The following is an 18,310-nucleotide window of genomic DNA, read 5'->3' on the forward strand; positions in this document are numbered from 1 at the left end:
TAAAGGAGGAGGTATTCACATGGGGAAAAAAATATTGGTTTTAGGAGAATTACGAGATGGAGCGTTAAGAAATGTCTCATTTGAAGCAATCGCTGCAGGGAAAAAACTTGCGGGTGATGGGGAAGTAGTTGCCGTTTTACTTGGTGACTCCGTTCAGACACAGGCTCAATTAATGATTCAATTCGGAGCAGATCGAGTAATTATAGTGGAGAATGAGAAATTAGGTCATTATACGTCTGATGGATTTTCGCAAGCATTTCTATCGGTAGAAGCACAGGAAAAGCCAGATGGTATTGTAATCGGACATACTGCGCTTGGGAAGGATCTTTCGCCCAAAATAGCAAATAAATTAAATGCAGGTCTTATTTCTGATGTGACTAAAATAGAAGAAGGTAGCGATAATGTAACATTTATTAGGCCTATTTTCTCAGGAAAAGCTTTTGAAAAAAAAGAAATAGTAGAGGGTCCAATTTTTATCACAATTAGACCTAATAATATTGATATGTTAGAAAAAGATGAGTTCCGTAAAGGTGATGTGAAATCTATTGCAGTGGATATTAAAGATTTAAGGACGATTATTCAAGATGTTGTGAGAAAAACAAGTGATGGCGTTGATTTATCGGAAGCAAAAGTAATCATTGCAGGCGGTCGTGGGGTGAAAAGCGCAGAGGGATTCAAACCACTTCAAGAGCTAGCTGATCTACTTGGTGGGGCTGTCGGCGCTTCGCGAGGGGCGTGTGATGCAGATTATTGTGATTACTCATTACAAATTGGTCAAACGGGTAAAGTCGTTACACCAGATCTCTATATTGCATGTGGGATTTCAGGTGCGATACAGCATATGGCTGGTATGTCAAACTCTAAAGTAATAGTAGCCATCAATAAAGACCCTGAAGCATCTATATTTAATGTTGCAGACTATGGGATAGTTGGAGACCTATTTGAGGTAGTTCCTCTATTAACGGAGGAATTTCGCAAAATCAAAGCTGTATCTTCCTAAATAAAAGGGATTATATATTTTTACACCGGGTATATTATTCATGAAGCAAATAATTAGCGTGATTTATAACCGGATGATATACTGTCGTTAGCTTCAGATTGTATATTTAGGAGGTAATGTAAATGGCTATTACACATGCAACAGACCAAAACTTTGCTGCTGAAATTGGTGAAGGTGTCGTATTAGTAGACTTTTGGGCTCCATGGTGTGGACCTTGTAAAATGATTGCTCCAGTTCTTGAGGAACTTGACGCTGAATTAGGCGAAAAAGCAAAAATTGTAAAAGTTGACGTAGACGATAATCAGGAAACAGCAAGCCAATATGGTATTATGAGTATTCCAACTCTACTTGTTTTCAAAGATGGTGAGCAAGTCGACAAAACAGTTGGCTTCCAATCAAAAGAGCAGTTAGCGGAGTTACTTAATAAACATATGTAAGATGAATCAAAAATCCGGGCGATTGCTCGGATTTTTTCAAAAGATAAGAGAGTATAAAAATATATAGTTTTCTTTTTAAATAATGACTTCCAATGTCTAGCTCCAGGCGCCCAGCGACCAGCAAACTTTAAGTTCTACCTACGATAAGTCAACAACGGCCCGCCATTTTGGCTTACCGTGTTTCCTTTATCTTGTTAGAATTTCTCCCGTTTGTACGTCACTAAACGGGCGTCTTGTGCTTTTCTTTAATAATAAAGGTATCAAGCGGGTGAAAAAATGAATGAAAGAATTGGTCATAAACTAGCCATTTTGCCGGATCAGCCCGGTTGTTATTTAATGAAGGATCGGCAAGATACAATTATATATGTTGGAAAGGCGAAAGTCCTGAAAAACCGGGTGCGATCTTATTTTACAGGTTCACATGATACAAAAACACAGAGGCTTGTTAGTGAAATTGTAGATTTTGAATATATTGTTACATCTTCCGATATTGAAGCGCTTATATTAGAAATGAATTTAATAAAGAAACATGACCCTAAATATAATATTATGCTTAAAGATGATAAGAGCTATCCATATATAAAACTGACGAATGAACGGCATCCAAAATTAATTACGACACGTAAAGTGAAAAAAGATAAAGGTAAATATTTTGGACCATATCCGAATGCACAGGCGGCAAATGAAACGAAAAAACTGCTTGATCGTCTTTATCCATTGAGAAAGTGTCAGAAGTTACCAGATAAAGTATGTCTTTATTATCACTTGGGGCAATGTCTTGCCCCGTGTGTTAATGAAGTGAAAACAGAAACATATAAAGAAATGACTGATGAAATTACTCGTTTTTTAAACGGGGGTTATACAAATATCAAAGCTGATTTGCAGAAAAAGATGCATGAAGCTGCTGAAGGACTTGAATTTGAAAGAGCATCAGAATATCGAGATCAGATTGCCAATATTGAAGCAACGATGGAAAAACAGAAAATGATGACATCTGATTTTACAGATCGTGATGTATTTGGTTATGCAATTGATAAAGGGTGGATGTGTGTTCAAGTATTCTTCATTAGACAAGGAAAATTAATCGAACGTGACGTATCACTATTCCCTGTTTACGGTGAAAAAGAGGAGGAATTTCTCACATATTTGGGACAGTTTTATTCACTTCCGGAAAATTTTAAGCCTAAAGAGATTTTGATACCTGAATCTGCCGATGAAAATTTAGCGGAACAATTATTAAACATAAAAGTATTAAAACCAAAAAGGGGTCAAAAGAAAGACTTAGTAAAATTAGCCAATAAAAATGCGCAAATTTCACTAAATGAAAAATTTGCGCTGATTGAACGTGATGAAGAACGAACTGTTAACGCCATAGACAAACTAGGCAAAGCAATGAATATTTATCCTCCGTATAGAATTGAAGCATTTGATAACTCCAATATTCAAGGGGCTGATCCAGTTTCCGCCCTTGTTGTATTTATAAACGGTAAGCCAGAAAAAAAGGAATATCGTAAATATAAAATTAAAACGGTAAAAGGGCCCGATGATTATGAATCAATGAGAGAAGTGGTAAGGAGAAGGTACACAAGGGTGTTACGTGATAAGCTTCCATTTCCTGATTTAATTTTAATTGATGGTGGGAAAGGTCAAATTGACACAGTAAAAGAAATTATTGAGGATGAGCTTGGCTTAAACATTCCAGTTGCCGGGTTGGCAAAAGATGATAAACATCGTACATCACAGTTGCTTTTCGGCTCGCCACTAGAAATAATCCCATTGGCCCGTAATAGTCAGGAATTTTATTTATTACAAAGAATTCAAGATGAGGTGCATCGTTTTGCGATTACTTTTCATCGACAATTGCGTGGGAAGTCTGCATTTCAGTCGGCATTAGATGATATAGAAGGAATAGGTCCAGTTAGAAAGAAAAAATTACTCCGTCATTTTGGGTCTCTGAAAAAAATGAAGGAAGCAAGCGTTGAGGAATTCACTGAGCTAGGCTTGCCAATTAAAATTGCAGAGGCACTGAAGGAAAATTTAGAATAATTAGTTGAGAAAAAAAAGGCTAGGTGCTATAATAGGGAAAATTAATAATAAAGATAGAGGTGCAAACCTTCAAGAGTAGAAATCTGAAGAAGTATAGGCTTCGACGATAGATTTTGAAAGGGATGGTTTGCCGAAGTGGAGAAGAACCTATAATAATCTCTGCTGGTCCTGGGTTTAAGAAATGCAGGATTGTCAAAACAGGAGACACTGTTTTGGAGAGCTATCTCATGATGTTAGTGAATGAAAAATGTATTCTTGCGATTCACGGGCAATGAGATTAACCTCTCATTGCCTTTTTTATATCAATTTAGAAAGTAGGCAGAATAATGGGAACTATTGTTATCAAATTTGGTGGTTCATCGCTCAGTACAACAGATAAAATTAAACAAGCGGCGAAACGGATCGCAAATTACAAAGAAAAAGGAAAAAAAGTTGTCGTTGTTGTTTCAGCAATGGGGAAAACGACAGATCAGTTACTTCAACTTGCAGAGCAGATTACGGAGAATCCGGCTAAAAGAGAAATGGACATGCTTTTGGCTACAGGAGAGCAAGTATCTATTTCGCTCTTATCTATGGCACTTACTGAAATGGGGATGCCTGCTGTGTCATTTACTGGTTGGCAAGCTGGAATCGTGACAGAAAAAGTTCATTCAAATGCAAGAATTGTGGATGTGAAAATAGACCCGATCGAGAGAAAACTATCAGAAGGAAAAATAATCGTTGCCGCAGGATTTCAAGGAGTGACAGAAGATGGGGAAATCACAACGCTAGGTAGGGGAGGATCTGATACTACCGCAGTTGCTTTAGCAGCGGCTTTAGGTGCTGAGAGATGTCTTATTTGCACAGATGTGACAGGCGTATACACTTCAGATCCACGGTATGTACCACAAGCTCGGAAGCTCCCAGCTATTTCATATGATGAAATGCTCGAACTAGCTAATCTAGGAGCGGGTGTATTACATCCACGTGCAGTTGAATTTGCAAAAAATCATAAAGTTTCGCTTGAAGTGCGCTCGAGCACAGAGGATGAAGAAGGCACTGTAATTGAGGAGGAAGTATCCATGGAGAATAATTTAATTGTAAGAGGCGTTGCTTTTGAGAAAGATATGACAAGATTAACTGTTTTTGGTTTGAAAAACGAAATAACTGGCTTGTCTTCCATATTTTCAGAGCTTGCTAAGAGTGAAATAGACGTAGATATTATTATCCAGAGTCAAACAGATGGAAATAAAACTAATTTATCTTTTTCAATAAAAAATAAAGATCGCCAAGCTGCTGTTAATGTACTTGAAAGTCAAAAAGAGACACTTGGATTCGAAAGTATTGAATATGAAGCAGGGCTAGCAAAGGTATCGATTGTAGGGTCTGGTATGGTGTCTAATCCTGGTGTTGCCGCCCAAATGTTCCAAGTATTAGCGGATAAAGACATTCAAATTAAAATGGTCAGTACATCAGAAATAAAAGTTTCCGCTGTAGTAGAGGAAGCAAAAATGCATGCAGCAGCTCAAACATTACATGAAGCGTTTGATCTTGGTGCAGTAGCAGAAGAAGTAAAATAACGCAGTAAGTAAAAGAGGTTGCCTTAAATTTTATGTTTTAAGGCAACCTCTTTTATTTGTGGACCAATCACATAATTATTTTATTATAGGATCTTTTAAGTCCCATCTTACAGTAAATATAACTTTATTTTGCTTTTTTGATATTTCTTCAAAAGCTTCGGTCACTGCTTGTTTTTGGGATTGAACTTGTTGAGCGATGAATCCTGCTTCTAGTCGAAAGCATGGATCAGCTAACATTTGGAATCTTCTCTTTACGATGTCACCAGTCAATTCGAGCTTCATTTCATTTTTCGCTTCGTTGATCAAATCTAATTGGCCCCAACCAGCATCTAGAAAAAAGGATTCACTGTCTTCTAGAGAATCAACTGAAAATTTACGTGCTAGGTGTTTACCGGCCCAATAAGTAATTTCAGAGGTTTCCTTACCTAATAAATCAGGAATAAGAATATCACGAAGTAATTCATAGCCGAAAATTGGGACAGAATAGTTTTCATTTATATCACTTTGCGTTTCAGGATTTTTATTTAATGAAGATTTCAATTAATTCCCCTCTTTCTTTATGCACCTATTATATACAAAAAAAGACCAAATGGAAAAAAAGATGGCAATAAATAATAAAATTTTTTATTCAGAACTCATTGAAATATGTAACCGTTGCCTTGACGCTTCTGATAGTGAGGAGTAGAATGGATATGTCACATAATCGATTAAAAAACTCTATGTTGTTGAATGAGCGAATATCCCATGCGGTATTTTTCAGCAATTTTCAGCAAAATAGAGGCTTAACAAATGAGGGGGGTAAATTGTGGCAGGAAAAAGCGAGTTTTATTGGCGCAGATTACACTCATTATTGGGTGTTATTCCAGTGGGCCTTTTTGTGGTACAACACTTAATAATTAACCACTTTGCTACGCAGGGTGAAGAGGCATTTAATAAAGCCTCAGCATTTATGGGAAATCTTCCTTTTGTTATTTTCCTAGAATTTGCAGTTATATACATACCAATCTTGTTTCATGGAATTCTTGGAATTTATATCGCGTTTACTGCAAAGAACAATCCGGTTAAGTTAAGCTATTTTAGAAATTGGATGTTTACGATCCAAAGAATTACGGGTGTCCTCTTATTAGCATTTATCGCTTGGCATGTATGGGACACGCGGATTCAGAAGGCTTTCTTTGGTGTAGATGTAAATTTCGAGATGATGGAAAATGTTTTATCAAATCCAGTGGTATTAATTTTATATCTAATTGGTATTCTATCAGCTACATTCCATTTATCTAATGGCCTATGGTCATTCTTGGTAAGATGGGGTATTACACAATCTCCTAGCTCCCAACGTATTTCTTCATGGATAATGACTGGAGTATTTGTAGTACTTTCTATTATCGGTGTTCGTGCAGCATTTGCTTTCGTATACCCAGAGCTATTCGTCTGATAATGACTTAATAATTTGAAAACATGAGAGTGCAAAAGGTAAAAAAAAGGAGTGAATCACACGATGAGCAAGGGTAAAATCATCGTGGTCGGCGGTGGGTTAGCTGGCTTGATGGCTACAATTAAAATTGCAGAAGAAGGAAAAGAGGTTGACCTCTTTTCATTAGTACCAGTAAAACGATCCCACTCTGTTTGTGCACAGGGAGGAATTAATGGGGCTGTAAATACAAAAGGAGAAGGAGATTCTCCTCTTATCCATTTTGATGACACAGTATATGGTGGCGACTTTTTAGCAAACCAACCACCTGTGAAAGCAATGTGTGAAGCAGCACCTGGAATTATCAACTTGCTAGATCGGATGGGTGTTATGTTTAATAGAACACCTGAAGGATTACTAGATTTCCGTCGTTTTGGTGGAACACAGCATCATAGAACAGCCTTTGCTGGAGCAACAACAGGACAACAGCTTTTATATGCACTTGACGAACAAGTTCGCCGTCATGAGGTTGCAGGACTTGTTAGCAAGTACGAAGGCTGGGAATTTCTCGGTATTATTAAAGATGATGAAGGAAATTGTCGCGGAATCGTTGCGCAAAATCTAACTTCAATGGAAATCCAATCATTTCCTGCCGACGCTGTTATCATGGCATCAGGTGGGCCAGGAATCATTTTTGGAAAATCAACAAACTCTGTTATTAATACGGGTGCAGCAGCATCTATCGTATACCAACAAGGCGCAGCATATGCAAATGGGGAGTTTATTCAGATCCATCCGACTGCTATCCCAGGAGACGATAAACTTCGCTTGATGAGTGAATCTGCTCGTGGTGAAGGTGGACGAGTATGGACTTATAAAGACGGGAAACCTTGGTACTTCCTTGAGGAAAAATATCCTGCTTACGGAAACCTAGTACCTCGTGACATTGCAACAAGAGAAATCTTTGATGTATGTGTTAATATGAAGCTTGGTATCAATGGAGAAAACATGGTTTACCTAGATTTATCTCATAAAGATCCACATGAACTTGATGTTAAACTTGGTGGGATTATCGAAATCTATGAGAAATTTACAGGTGATGACCCTCGTAAAGTTCCCATGAAAATCTTTCCAGCTGTCCATTATTCTATGGGCGGTCTATGGGTTGACTATGAGCAACATACGAGTATTCCAGGGCTGTTTGCTGCTGGAGAATGTGATTATTCACAACATGGAGCGAACCGCTTAGGTGCCAACTCATTACTTTCAGCTATATATGGTGGAATGGTTGCAGGACCTGAAGCTGCAAAATATATCGATGGTCTAGAGAGAAGCTCTGACGCTTTACCATCCTCATTGTTTGATAACGCCGCTAAACAAGAACAAGAAAAGTGGAACGACATCTTATCGCTTGATGGTACAGAAAATGCTTATGTTCTCCATAAAGAGTTAGGCGAATGGATGACAAATAACGTTACGGTTGTTCGTTACAACGATAAATTACAACAAACAGATGATAAAATAGTAGAGTTAATGGAACGATATAAAAATATTAATATTAATGATACAGCGAATTGGAGTAACCAAGGAGCTGCATTTACAAGGCAATTATGGCATATGCTTCAATTGGGACGTGTCATCACAATTGGCGCTCTAAACAGAAATGAAAGTCGGGGAGCACACTATAAGCCAGATTTCCCAGACCGTAATGATGAAGAATTTCTAAAAACAACGATGGCGACATACAATCCAGAAACGAATTCTCCGGAATTCAGTTATGAAGAGGTGGATGTATCCCTTATTAAGCCTCGTAAACGCGACTATTCTAAACAGAAAGAGGAGAAATAAGGATGAGTGAAAATAAAAAGATTACCTTTATCATAACTCGTCAAGATAATCCTGATTCACAGCCATATGAAGAGAAATTTGAGCTGGACTATCGTCCTAACATGAATGTCATATCAGCGCTGATGGAAATCCGTCGTAATCCCGTAAATGCAGAAGGGAAAAAAACAACTCCGGTTAATTGGGATATGAACTGTCTTGAGGAAGTATGTGGAGCATGTTCAATGAACATTAACGGGAAACCTCGACAATCTTGTACAGCCCTTGTCGATAAATTAGAACAGCCAATTCGTCTGGCTCCGATGGCTACATTTCCAGTCGTACGCGATCTTGTAATTGATAGAAGTAGAATGTTTGATTCCTTGAAACGTATTAAGGCATGGATTCCTATTGACGGTACTTACGATCTTGGACCGGGACCACGTATGCCTGAGAGAAAACGTCAATGGGCTTACGAACTATCTAAATGTATGACATGTGGTGTTTGTCTTGAAGCATGTCCAAACGTAAATAGCCAATCTGAATTTATCGGACCAGCATTCTTATCACTTGTTCGTTTATATAATGCGCACCCAACGGGTGCTATGAATAAGGATGAACGTTTAGAAGCATTGATGGGGGATGGCGGTATTTCTAATTGCGGAAACTCACAAAACTGTGTGGAAGTTTGTCCAAAAGGTATTCCGCTTACAACTTCCATTGCATCAATGAACCGTGCAACAAATATTCAAATGTTTAAAAACTTCTTCGGAAGCGATCATATGGTAGACTAACATCTTACTAAGGGAATCAATCTCCCTGTGGCATGGATGAAAACAGGATCTGTCCTTAAGGCAGATCCTGTTTTGTTTAAGTAATATATCGAGAATGGGGGAAAGAAATTGAAGAAAGCAACATATATTAAAGATATGGAGTCGTGGAAAAAGGAATTTACATTTTTTCATGAGATAATAGTTCGCTTTTCTGAAACAGATATGTTTGGACATATGAATAATACCGTACCATTCGTATATTTTGAAGAGGCAAGAATCGAGTATTTCAAAAAACTTGGCTTTATGAATAATTGGTTAAAGCCGGATAATGAAACGATGCCTGTTGTTGCAGATCTACAATGTGATTTTTTTAGGCAAGTTTATTTTGGGGAAAAATTAAAAATATATGTGAAATCTTCAGAAGTAGGTACCTCTTCCGTTGAACTCCATTATTTCGGTGAAAAGGAAGATGGATCGATTTGTTTTTCCGGAAGAGGAAGAATGGTTCAATACTCTAAAAAAAGCGGTAAAGGTGAGCCTTGGACAGAGGAAATGAAAGCAAAATTACTATCGCAACTCTAAAAATTTTCAACTTTTTATTGCCTATTTAATCAATTCCCTCCTTCTTCATGTCACTTACATTATTTGTTTTACATATGATAGGGTGACAATCAAAATACCCATCCCGCGGTTTAAAGCTGGCGAAGGCAAGGAGGGTTATAATAGTTGAAGGAGAATGAATACACTCACAAACCGCTGCTCACAAAAAGAGAAAAAGAAGTATTTGAACTGTTAGTACAGGACAAAACAACGAAAGATATTGCTCAAGAACTGTTTATTAGTGAAAAGACAGTTCGAAATCATATATCGAACGCCATGCAAAAGTTGGGGGTCAAAGGGCGATCTCAAGCTGTTGTTGAATTACTGCGCATGGGAGAATTAAAGTTATAAAATCAAAGCCGGCTGTCCGATTGGGAGCCGGTTTTGTCTTTGATACCTAAATTAAAAATAACCAAAATGATAATAACATATGGAGGTATATTAATAAAAATGGCGGTGTCAAAATGCCTAATAAATTTCCATGTTTTTTAACTGTTTTGTCTTTTTCCTTTTAAATATTTAATAAAGTAACGAGCATCCCTTTACTTACAGACTATATAGGTCTAATGACCTGACGTTTTTACGTGCTAATTATGCATAATGAAGAGGTATGATACGTCTTTATGCTGATTTAATAATTAGTAAATTATGTTAATATAGGGTGAGTTTGATGAAATCGGGGGTTGCAAAAATGACAAAAAGATTAATCATGTTATTCACCACAATGTTGCTAGCTGCATTAGTTATTAGTGCATGTGGAAGTAAGGAAGTAAAAAAGGAAGAATCCGAAGATAAAACGGATAATAAGGTAGCTGAAAAAGTAAAAGCTGAAGAGGAAAAGGATAAAGACAAAGATAAAGAGACTGAAGAAGATGTAGATGATGAGAGTGAGAAAGAAGGCAATACTGCGGATAACACAACTTCCAAGGATTTCGCAGAAATGATTACTTATATGGAAGAAGAAACAGAAGGAACAACAAAAGTACTATATGAAAACAATGAGCCGCAAGTACATAATGCAGACGGTGTTTCTATTTCATTAGATTCATACGTATTGGTAGAATTAAACGATTTTCACACGGACTTTAATATTCCGTTCAATGACCAAACAGATGGAGGAGTTATTCTTGCTCACTATACAGTGAAGAATGAGCTAGATAAGGATGCATACTTTATGCCTGCGCTCTATTTATCCTTTACTGGCGCTCCAAAAGCATATAATAATTATCGCGATTTACTTCCTAGAGAAGATCAATTACCAGAAAAAATATCACCTCCAAATGATTATTTAATCAAGGCAGGGGAAACAATAACAGGTTATTATGCGTACCCATTTAGCAAAGATGACTTAGCGACAATTCTAGAATTGTCAACTGTAGTCGTAGAGGTTCCTAAACCACATGCTGAAAAAGGAGATGTCAATTCGAATTTTGGTAAAGAAGGGAAATTTACATTAAGTCTGAATGCGGATGGCGCCGCCAAAATAGCAGACAATGAAGCATTTTATCAAGATCGGGCGACAAGGGAAGATATGGGCGATAAGAAGATGGTAAAGGAAAAGGATGGCATCAATAAAAGTGAAACATTAGGTGATGTTACGGTTACTTTGGATGGATATCAATTTACTGAATTCACGCCAAATGCGGAGGAGGCGCCACGCTTTTCATCCTTTACGAATGGAATTACTTTACTAACAATTAAGTTGAAATTAGATAACAAAGGAACAGACGATATTGGTTTGTCATCCATGAGTTCTAAATTAACGGTCAATGATGGTGCTCAATACTTACTTAATGAAGGTATGTTACTTAATTATCGTAATGATGATATCGTTAAAACTGGCGAATCGGGTGAGTTATTACAAATCTTCGTCCTAGATCAAGAACAATATGAGAAGATTTGGAAAGACAAAGCCTTTGAATTTGAAATTGGTCCAATTAGAAATACCGAGGCAAAAGATATTTCTAAAGGAAAAAAAGCTACTTTTAATTTACCAAACTAATAATACCTATAAAAAAATCCCCCTGAAACGAATCTACTATTCAGGGGGATTTTTGGAAAATCTATTCATAAAAGAAGCGTCATATTAAACAGGAGTAGGTAGCTTTTATTTAACGCAATTATAGCGGCCTAAAATTAATATTCAACTTTAGCGCGAAAATGTGTTTTAGCGAAAGCTTCTTCATCTGGATCAAAATAATCTTCCGTGTATTTTGCTACAAACTTGTCTTTGTCGACATATCCAGAACCCCATGTTGGATCCATTATTAGCCACTCACCATCTACTTTTACTTCTACCCAAGCATGGCGTGCCCGGTTGAATCCAGAGCCTGCATGGCCAGTGACAAATCTAGCTTCCTTACCACTGGCACGTAGTAAGGCAATAGCGAGATAGGAATAGTCTTGGCAAACTCCGGTTTTTAAATCGAGTACTTTTAATGCACTGTCATCCCAAGCGAACTCATCATTTTTTAACTTTGCGACATCATAGGATATTGTTTTCGCACTATACTCATAAATAGCTTTTGCTATTTCTCTATCTGTCTTTTTATCTTTCGTCAAGTCATTCGCAATCGCAATGATTTCTGGTGAATCTGATTGGATACCTCTTGAAGGTAATAGATCAGGATTACCCTCAGTCGCTGTATTTTCCACATGGAACTTAGCTACCCCAAAAAATTTAAAATGACTGCTGTTTTCTTCTTTAATTTCCGGAACACTGACTACTATTTCATATTTTCCGGGACCAAATCGCAGATAGAATGAGTCATCGAATGTAAAGTCGTTTACTGGAATGACATCCAACGCTTCTTCGCCATCTTTTTTAGTTGTAATATAAAGATGTGTCGTTTCTTTTGCGAATGGTGCATCTTCGTCAATCGATCCCTGTATCCGATAGGTTAGTTCTGTTTCTTCGCCTCCAAAGGAAGGGGAGGAAAGTGTAACGCCTCTCTCATCGTATTCTGTAAAATAAGTAATGGGTTCAGTAACAAGATCGGATTCATTCTCTATGTAAAGTGTCGTTGCTTCCTGAAAATAGTTTGTTTTTTCTTTGTCGGGAACATAGACTTTTAATTGATGAACGCCTTTTCCGTAAAAAAGTGGGATATCATAAGTAAATTTTTTATCTTTTATAGGGAGCATATGTTTCCAGGTTTCCCCATCCTTTTTTAACTCAATCATTAATTCATTGTTACCATCAGTCAGATTGGTTTCCCCTTTTAAAGTGAAGACCTCATTGCCTTCTATAAAACCACTACTTGGAGCTTCAATGTTGAGCTCAGCTTCTTGTGCAAATGGACTATATGTAATATCACGGTGTATTGTTGGATTGACGTTAATAACGTTGATTTTTGCGAGATCATAATAATAATTGTCTTTATCTTTACTAGGTAGAAGTACGTTTATACGATATTCTCCTTCTCCATTATAAAGTATCACCTTTTGTTTAAACTTTCCATCTTCTATTGGCGCATAGTATTCGAGAGAGTCACTAGTCGAGGCATTCCCAACAAAATGAATTTTTATCCATGCAAAATCCCCTCTTAGTTGATCATGCTTTTCTATATTACCTTCTATTAATACCGTTTCACTAACAGCAAATTTTTGGTGTGTTGGGTTTTTTAAGCTGGCGCCAACTTCCTCACCATAGGTTGTTAATTCAAGCGGTTTGAGCTCTAATTCTGCATTCTTTTCTTTGACTGCCAATTCGTATTTATTCTCTTGTTTTTGCTCTTCCGTTTGTTCACTCGTTTTCGTAGAAAGTGGAGCCTTTTCACATGCAGAAAATAGAAATAGACTAATAATTATTAAGAAAAATCGAGATACATGTGTGATGGACATTGTTAACCCCCTAGATTTTAAAATCATTTCTATGAATATTAATTGTTTCATAGGAAGAATAAGAAGATATATGTATTGTGACTAGTCATTGTGATATCTGCATTGAAAACTGATGAAATATGTTTATATCTATTATCCACAATAACGAGTGAGAGTACAAAGGTATTTAGTATGAGATAGAAGCCACGAGTAGGATGGAAAAGGAGAGAAACACAAAAATCTAAAAGGAGCTCTTCTTGAGGTATTGTATAAAAACATTTCACGAAATATATTGACTATTTGACTGTTATTGATATAATTACAATCATAAAAATAATTAAATATTTTTTCTTATCAAGAGAGGTGTAGGGACTGACCCGTTTGAAACCTCAGCAACCAGCAATTATTTGCACGGTGCTAATTTCAGAAGGATACATTTGTATTCTAAAGATGAGTTTATGAAAATGCTAAAAATCTTTAATTTAGCCCTCCTCTCATCTTGTGTTGATCGGGGGGCTTTTCATTTTCAGGGAATAATAGGCAATATGCTTTGTTTAAATCCAACTAAACTTATAGAAATAATTTATTTGAAGTAATTTCCAAAAAAATATGAACACTTATTAAAAAGGGAAGAGGATGATTATGAGTGAAATTATAATTCTGTCAGGAAGTCCATTCGAAAACTCCAGTTCGGAAAGCATTATGAAATATTTAGGAACATTATTAGAGGAAAGAGACATCCGGGTTTCACATATTTCAGTTCGCGATGTGCCACACGAAGATTTATTTTTCGCAAAGTTTGATAGCCCAATAGTTGAAAATATTGCATCTCTTATTAGAAATGCAAAAGGTGTTATTATCGGATCTCCAGTATATAAAGCTGCTTATTCCGGTGTATTAAAAACGTTAATTGATATCCTTCCACAGGATGTATTAGAAGGAAAGCCTGTATTTCCATTAATGACCGGTGGAAGTAGCTCTCATTTATTAGCACTAGAATATGCATTTAAACCATTACTTGCAACGTTAAAAAGTCATAATTTAAAAGGAGTATATTTAATAGATAGCCAGATTGACAAAGAGAAGGAGATTCCCATTTTAGATGAAAATACATTGCAAAGAACGCTAAAACAGCTAGATTACTTTATTGAATTTATTCATATGCAAAACAGATCGATCCCGACGCATTATACAATTTAAGCAAGGGAAAATGCAGAGAACTTTATATTAGGGGGAATGAGTATTATGGGGAAAAAGAGAATATATCTAAACGCATTTGAAATGAATTGTGTTGGTCATCAATCACCTGGCCTATGGACGCATCCAGAAGACCGGTCCCACCAATACAAAGATAGTGAATACTGGATTGAGTTAGCTAGAATTTTAGAAAAAGGACGTTTTGATGCGGTATTTCTTGCTGATGTATTGGGGACTTACGATGTATATAATGGATCAAGAGATGCTGCTATTCGGCAAGGAGCACAATCACCGGTGAATGACCCGCTACTTGTTGTACCGCTTATGTCGGCAGTAACTAAACATCTTGGTTTTGGTGTAACGGCATCAGTCAGTCATGAACATCCTTATACTTTCGCACGTAGAATGTCTACGCTTGATCACTTAACAAAAGGAAGAGTTGGCTGGAATATCGTTACCTCTTATCTAAAAAGTGCTGCCTTAAATATTGGGCAGGAGAAACAAATTAGTCACGATGAACGTTACGATATTGCATCCGAATATTTAGATGTTTGTTATAAGCTTTGGGAAGGCAGTTGGGAGGATGATGCAGTTAAGGTGGATAAAGAAAATGGTATTTATACTGACCCTAAGAAAGTACATGACATTAACCACGAAGGGAAATATTATAAAATTCCTGGTGCACATTTATCAGAGCCCTCCCCACAGCGTACGCCGGTGTTATTCCAAGCTGGTGCCTCAAAGAAAGGGAGAAGTTTTGCAGTTGGAAATGCTGAATTAGTGTTTATCGGAGCACCAACAATTAATGCGGCTAAACATACGGTAAAAAAGTTACGTGAGGATGCAGCAAAAGCAGGTCGTAATCCGGACGAAATAAAAATTCTTACCATGGTAACTCCGGTAATTGGTAGAACAGAAGAAGAAGCACTGGCAAAATATAAAGAATATCAAAAACATATTAGTTATGAAGGGGCACTTGCTCTATTTGGAGGATGGACGGGCGTAGATTTAGCTGGCTATGATCTTAATGAGAGTCTTGAATATGTAGAAAACAATGCGATTCGGTCGACTTTAGAAAGTTTTACAAAAACAGATCCGGATAAAAAGTGGACAGTGGAAGAGATTGCTAAGTCAATCGGAGTTGGTGGAATGGGAACAGCCGTGGTCGGCACACCGGAACAAATAGCTGATTCTCTTGAAGAATGGATAGAAGAAGCAGGTGTCGACGGCTTTAACATTGCTTATGCAATATCACCAGGCACATTTAAAGATTTTGCAGAATATGTCGTTCCAGTTTTGCAAGAAAGAGGTCGTGTACCTAAAGAGTATGAAGGGACCACTTTAAGAGATAACTTATTTGCAAAAGGTGATCAGCTGCCAGCACATCACCCAGGAAAGAAGTACAGTAAGGTGAAGCAACCGATTTAATAAGATATAGACAATTTCGTTGTTGAATGTAATTATAAACTCTGACGATTAAAAGCCTGGCTAATTAGGCTTTTAATCGTTTTTTACTGTTAATAAATCCCGCCTTTTTAATTCACCTTCTAAGATCAGTAAAAAATCTTGATCAATTTTCAATCTCTTTGCTTTCTCATATGTATGTAATAATTCTTTATTTGTAAGTTGCTTCATATAAGCTTTCTAATCCTCCTTCACTAACATAATACTAATATCCAATACTGAATGTATTTAAACATATGAATAGTTGTTAAGTGTAAATGTGTAATGCAAAAAAAAGGAAATATTGAACAATATTTAATAAGCTTCATAGCCCACCGTAGTCGGAATAAAGTCTGCAAGAGTTATTGATAGTTTTTAATTTCTGCTTATACAAAAAAGGAAGAATAATAAAAGGGCTCACTTCAGAAGTGTATTTTTTGGAAATAAATTAATCAGAATAGGTTGACAGTTATAAAAATATTTGAGAAGATGTACGCGTGTACATACTATCAGAAATGTATCTATTCTAAGGAGCAAGCAATTCTTATAAAAGTATAAAATTTCAAGAGACGTCACAATTTAATGTAAGCGCTACCTATAAGGGTTATTAACTTTATCGCTCTCATTTATGATTACTATCTTTTCTGTAATTCCAATATATAAGATGTTTGTTATTGGTTCAAATGAAACATCACAATAAATTTCCGCTGTTGGTCTTATTGAGGGTGCAGTAAAGAGGTAAATCGATTAAGGTTTTACACAATTATGTAAGGTTTGTTAAAAATATAAGGAAAGCTTTCCGAATTTGGAATTAGCTTTCTTCTTTTATTGTTTAAGATAGGGATTTGTAAAGTTGTAGGAGTGTTTCTATGAAAACATCTGGAAAAGTATTGTTTTATGCAGTGACAATGATGTATTGGTTTTCGATGTATACCTATGTCCCAATACTCTCCCTATATGTAGAACATCTTGGTGGATCTATTTTTATGATCGGTCTAGTAGTTGGGAGCTACGGTTTTACTCAGCTTCTTGTTCGTATTCCGTTAGGAATTTGGTCAGACCGGATTAGTAAGCGCAGGATATTCATTATTACAGGAATTGCTTGTGCGGTATTAAGCAGTTTAGGTTTAGCATGGACCGAAAATATTTGGATGATTTTTGGTTTTCGTTCACTTGCTGGTATAGCTGCTGCAAGCTGGGTGGCATTTACAGTTTTATTCGCAAGTTATTTTGAGCCTGATGAGGCACCAAAAGCAATGGGAATCATTAGTTTCTATACAAGTATTGGGCAGATGGCTGCTACGACAATTGGTGGATTTTTAGCTGATTATATTAGTTGGAGTGCTCCGTTTTATATGGGAGCTCTGGTTGGACTCATAGGTTTAATTCTTGCTTTGAAACTTGTGGAGAAGCAGACCGAGGTTAAAAAGAAACCCGTTGAAGTGAAAGAGCTTATGAAAATGGGCGGGGAAAAGTTATTATTATCAGTTTCATTACTAGCTATTATCGTCCAATGTATCACGTTTACAACTATGTTTGGTTTTACACCGCTACATGCAGTAGCCTTAGGAGCGTCCAATGCTGGTTTAAGTATTTTAACTTTATTATCTACCTTGCCAAATGCAATAGCTGGGTACATGAGTGGAAGTTTCTTTGTTCGAAGAATTGGTGAAAGGCAAACTGTTTTGCTTGGGTTTTTAGTTGCTGCGACTTGCACGATCATTCTGCCTTTTACAACTAGCTTTACTTTACTAATAATTACTCAGGCATTTAATGGTTTTGCGCAAGGATTAATGATGCCTGTGCTGATGGGGCTAGCCATTCAATCAGTAAATGAAGAAAGAAGGGCCTCCGCTATGGGTTTTTTTCAGTCATTATATTCACTTGGGATGTTTGGAGGACCTTTTATCGCAGGGTGGATTGGAGAGTGGGTAAGTCTTTCAACAGGTTTTATTATGATTGGTGGATTAAGTTTTATTGGATCTATTTTAGCATACAAGTGGCTGCCAAACAGTAGTATAAAGCTTAATAACAATTCCTTATCCCAGTGAATCTCCAATAAGTCTAGAAAATAATAGCAGGTTATTAATTCTTTTGTACTCACTGAATTACCTGAAAAACAAAGTGACTCTTAACAGATTTCTTAAAGGAAGACGTTTATACAAACGATATTCAATCAAAGAATTACTAATAAAATC

The 18,310-nt window shown here is 36.7% G+C and carries 16 protein-coding genes and 2 riboswitches; of the genes, 13 read left to right on the forward strand and 3 right to left on the reverse strand.

Annotation, left to right across the window (positions count from 1 at the left end):
* Positions 1–19 precede the first annotated feature (19 nt).
* From BLE01S_RS02615 to BLE01S_RS02630, 4 genes are all read left to right on the forward strand, one after another.
* A complete protein-coding gene (locus tag BLE01S_RS02615; RefSeq protein ID WP_066137012.1) occupies positions 20–1,000 on the forward strand; it encodes an electron transfer flavoprotein subunit alpha/FixB family protein in 981 nt (326 codons plus the stop codon).
* 122 nt (positions 1,001–1,122) lie between these two features.
* A complete protein-coding gene (trxA, locus tag BLE01S_RS02620; RefSeq protein ID WP_066137014.1) occupies positions 1,123–1,437 on the forward strand; it encodes a thioredoxin in 315 nt (104 codons plus the stop codon).
* Between the two features lie 276 nt (positions 1,438–1,713).
* Positions 1,714–3,483, forward strand: coding sequence for an excinuclease ABC subunit UvrC (uvrC, locus tag BLE01S_RS02625; protein ID WP_066137016.1), 1,770 nt, complete (start codon positions 1,714–1,716; stop codon positions 3,481–3,483).
* 46 nt (positions 3,484–3,529) lie between these two features.
* Positions 3,530–3,714, forward strand: a riboswitch (Lysine riboswitch).
* 95 nt (positions 3,715–3,809) lie between these two features.
* The gene (locus BLE01S_RS02630; RefSeq protein ID WP_066137019.1) at positions 3,810–5,042 is read left to right on the forward strand and encodes an aspartate kinase; all 1,233 of its coding nucleotides are present in this window, start codon (positions 3,810–3,812) and stop codon (positions 5,040–5,042) included.
* 75 nt (positions 5,043–5,117) lie between these two features.
* Here BLE01S_RS02630 and BLE01S_RS02635 read toward each other — a convergent pair whose 3' ends face one another.
* On the reverse strand, positions 5,118–5,582 hold the full coding sequence (locus BLE01S_RS02635) for a YslB family protein (protein WP_066137021.1): 465 nt from the start codon (positions 5,580–5,582) through the stop codon (positions 5,118–5,120).
* A 265-nt stretch (positions 5,583–5,847) separates the two neighbouring features.
* Here BLE01S_RS02635 and BLE01S_RS02640 point away from each other — a divergent pair, with 265 nt between their 5' ends.
* The 6 genes from BLE01S_RS02640 (at position 5,848) to BLE01S_RS02665 (ending at position 11,652) form a co-directional block, all read left to right on the forward strand.
* Entirely contained in the window at positions 5,848–6,477 is a 630-nt protein-coding gene (locus BLE01S_RS02640) for a succinate dehydrogenase cytochrome b558 subunit (protein WP_066137023.1), read from the forward strand.
* A gap of 63 nt (positions 6,478–6,540) precedes the next feature.
* Positions 6,541–8,301 carry a succinate dehydrogenase flavoprotein subunit gene (gene sdhA, locus BLE01S_RS02645; RefSeq protein WP_066137025.1) on the forward strand — a complete coding sequence of 587 codons (1,761 nt, stop codon included), beginning with the start codon at positions 6,541–6,543 and terminating at the stop codon, positions 8,299–8,301.
* Between the two features lie 2 nt (positions 8,302–8,303).
* Positions 8,304–9,071 (forward strand): succinate dehydrogenase iron-sulfur subunit, encoded by a 768-nt coding sequence (gene sdhB / locus BLE01S_RS02650; protein WP_066137027.1) that lies wholly within the window; start codon positions 8,304–8,306, stop codon positions 9,069–9,071.
* A 108-nt stretch (positions 9,072–9,179) separates the two neighbouring features.
* The gene (locus BLE01S_RS02655; protein ID WP_066137029.1) at positions 9,180–9,632 is read left to right on the forward strand and encodes an acyl-CoA thioesterase; all 453 of its coding nucleotides are present in this window, start codon (positions 9,180–9,182) and stop codon (positions 9,630–9,632) included.
* A gap of 144 nt (positions 9,633–9,776) precedes the next feature.
* On the forward strand, positions 9,777–10,001 hold the full coding sequence (locus BLE01S_RS02660) for a helix-turn-helix domain-containing protein (RefSeq protein ID WP_066137030.1): 225 nt from the start codon (positions 9,777–9,779) through the stop codon (positions 9,999–10,001).
* A 340-nt stretch (positions 10,002–10,341) separates the two neighbouring features.
* Positions 10,342–11,652 carry a DUF5068 domain-containing protein gene (locus BLE01S_RS02665; protein ID WP_066140789.1) on the forward strand — a complete coding sequence of 437 codons (1,311 nt, stop codon included), beginning with the start codon at positions 10,342–10,344 and terminating at the stop codon, positions 11,650–11,652.
* 134 nt (positions 11,653–11,786) lie between these two features.
* Here the strand turns inward: BLE01S_RS02665 and BLE01S_RS02670 are convergent, their stop codons facing one another.
* The gene (locus BLE01S_RS02670) at positions 11,787–13,493 is read right to left on the reverse strand and encodes a transglutaminase domain-containing protein (RefSeq protein ID WP_111703426.1); all 1,707 of its coding nucleotides are present in this window, start codon (positions 13,491–13,493) and stop codon (positions 11,787–11,789) included.
* Positions 13,494–13,820: 327 nt separating this feature from the next.
* Positions 13,821–13,929: riboswitch (SAM riboswitch) on the forward strand.
* A gap of 185 nt (positions 13,930–14,114) precedes the next feature.
* Here BLE01S_RS02670 and ssuE point away from each other — a divergent pair.
* Together ssuE and BLE01S_RS02680 are read left to right on the forward strand one after the other, a co-directional pair.
* The gene (gene ssuE / locus BLE01S_RS02675) at positions 14,115–14,672 is read left to right on the forward strand and encodes an NADPH-dependent FMN reductase (RefSeq protein WP_066137036.1); all 558 of its coding nucleotides are present in this window, start codon (positions 14,115–14,117) and stop codon (positions 14,670–14,672) included.
* Between the two features lie 45 nt (positions 14,673–14,717).
* Positions 14,718–16,097, forward strand: a complete 1,380-nt coding sequence (locus tag BLE01S_RS02680) for an LLM class flavin-dependent oxidoreductase (RefSeq protein ID WP_066137038.1) — start codon at positions 14,718–14,720, stop codon at positions 16,095–16,097.
* A gap of 72 nt (positions 16,098–16,169) precedes the next feature.
* Here the strand turns inward: BLE01S_RS02680 and sda are convergent, their stop codons facing one another.
* Positions 16,170–16,304: a sporulation histidine kinase inhibitor Sda gene (gene sda / locus BLE01S_RS20290; protein WP_082788554.1), complete on the reverse strand. Its 135-nt coding sequence runs from the start codon at positions 16,302–16,304 to the stop codon at positions 16,170–16,172.
* A gap of 677 nt (positions 16,305–16,981) precedes the next feature.
* On the opposite strand from sda, the gene BLE01S_RS02685 reads away from it, so the two are divergent.
* The gene (locus BLE01S_RS02685; RefSeq protein WP_066137040.1) at positions 16,982–18,163 is read left to right on the forward strand and encodes an MFS transporter; all 1,182 of its coding nucleotides are present in this window, start codon (positions 16,982–16,984) and stop codon (positions 18,161–18,163) included.
* Positions 18,164–18,310: the final 147 nt, after the last annotated feature.

Origin of the sequence: Lederbergia lenta NBRC 16444 (genome assembly GCF_001591545.1) — a bacterium.
GTDB lineage: Bacteria > Bacillota > Bacilli > Bacillales > Bacillaceae_C > Lederbergia > Lederbergia lenta.

Coding starts and splice junctions, on each gene's coding strand:
- BLE01S_RS02630 (WP_066137019.1), top strand. CDS start 3,810: ATGGGAACTATTGTTATCAAATTTGGTGGTTCATCGCTCAGTACAACA.
- sda (WP_082788554.1), bottom strand. CDS start 16,304: ATGAAGCAACTTACAAATAAAGAATTATTACATACATATGAGAAAGCA.
- BLE01S_RS02680 (WP_066137038.1), top strand. CDS start 14,718: ATGGGGAAAAAGAGAATATATCTAAACGCATTTGAAATGAATTGTGTT.
- sdhB (WP_066137027.1), top strand. CDS start 8,304: ATGAGTGAAAATAAAAAGATTACCTTTATCATAACTCGTCAAGATAAT.
- BLE01S_RS02665 (WP_066140789.1), top strand. CDS start 10,342: ATGACAAAAAGATTAATCATGTTATTCACCACAATGTTGCTAGCTGCA.
- BLE01S_RS02670 (WP_111703426.1), bottom strand. CDS start 13,493: ATGTCCATCACACATGTATCTCGATTTTTCTTAATAATTATTAGTCTA.
- BLE01S_RS02615 (WP_066137012.1), top strand. CDS start 20: ATGGGGAAAAAAATATTGGTTTTAGGAGAATTACGAGATGGAGCGTTA.
- uvrC (WP_066137016.1), top strand. CDS start 1,714: ATGAATGAAAGAATTGGTCATAAACTAGCCATTTTGCCGGATCAGCCC.
- sdhA (WP_066137025.1), top strand. CDS start 6,541: ATGAGCAAGGGTAAAATCATCGTGGTCGGCGGTGGGTTAGCTGGCTTG.
- trxA (WP_066137014.1), top strand. CDS start 1,123: ATGGCTATTACACATGCAACAGACCAAAACTTTGCTGCTGAAATTGGT.
- BLE01S_RS02685 (WP_066137040.1), top strand. CDS start 16,982: ATGAAAACATCTGGAAAAGTATTGTTTTATGCAGTGACAATGATGTAT.
- ssuE (WP_066137036.1), top strand. CDS start 14,115: ATGAGTGAAATTATAATTCTGTCAGGAAGTCCATTCGAAAACTCCAGT.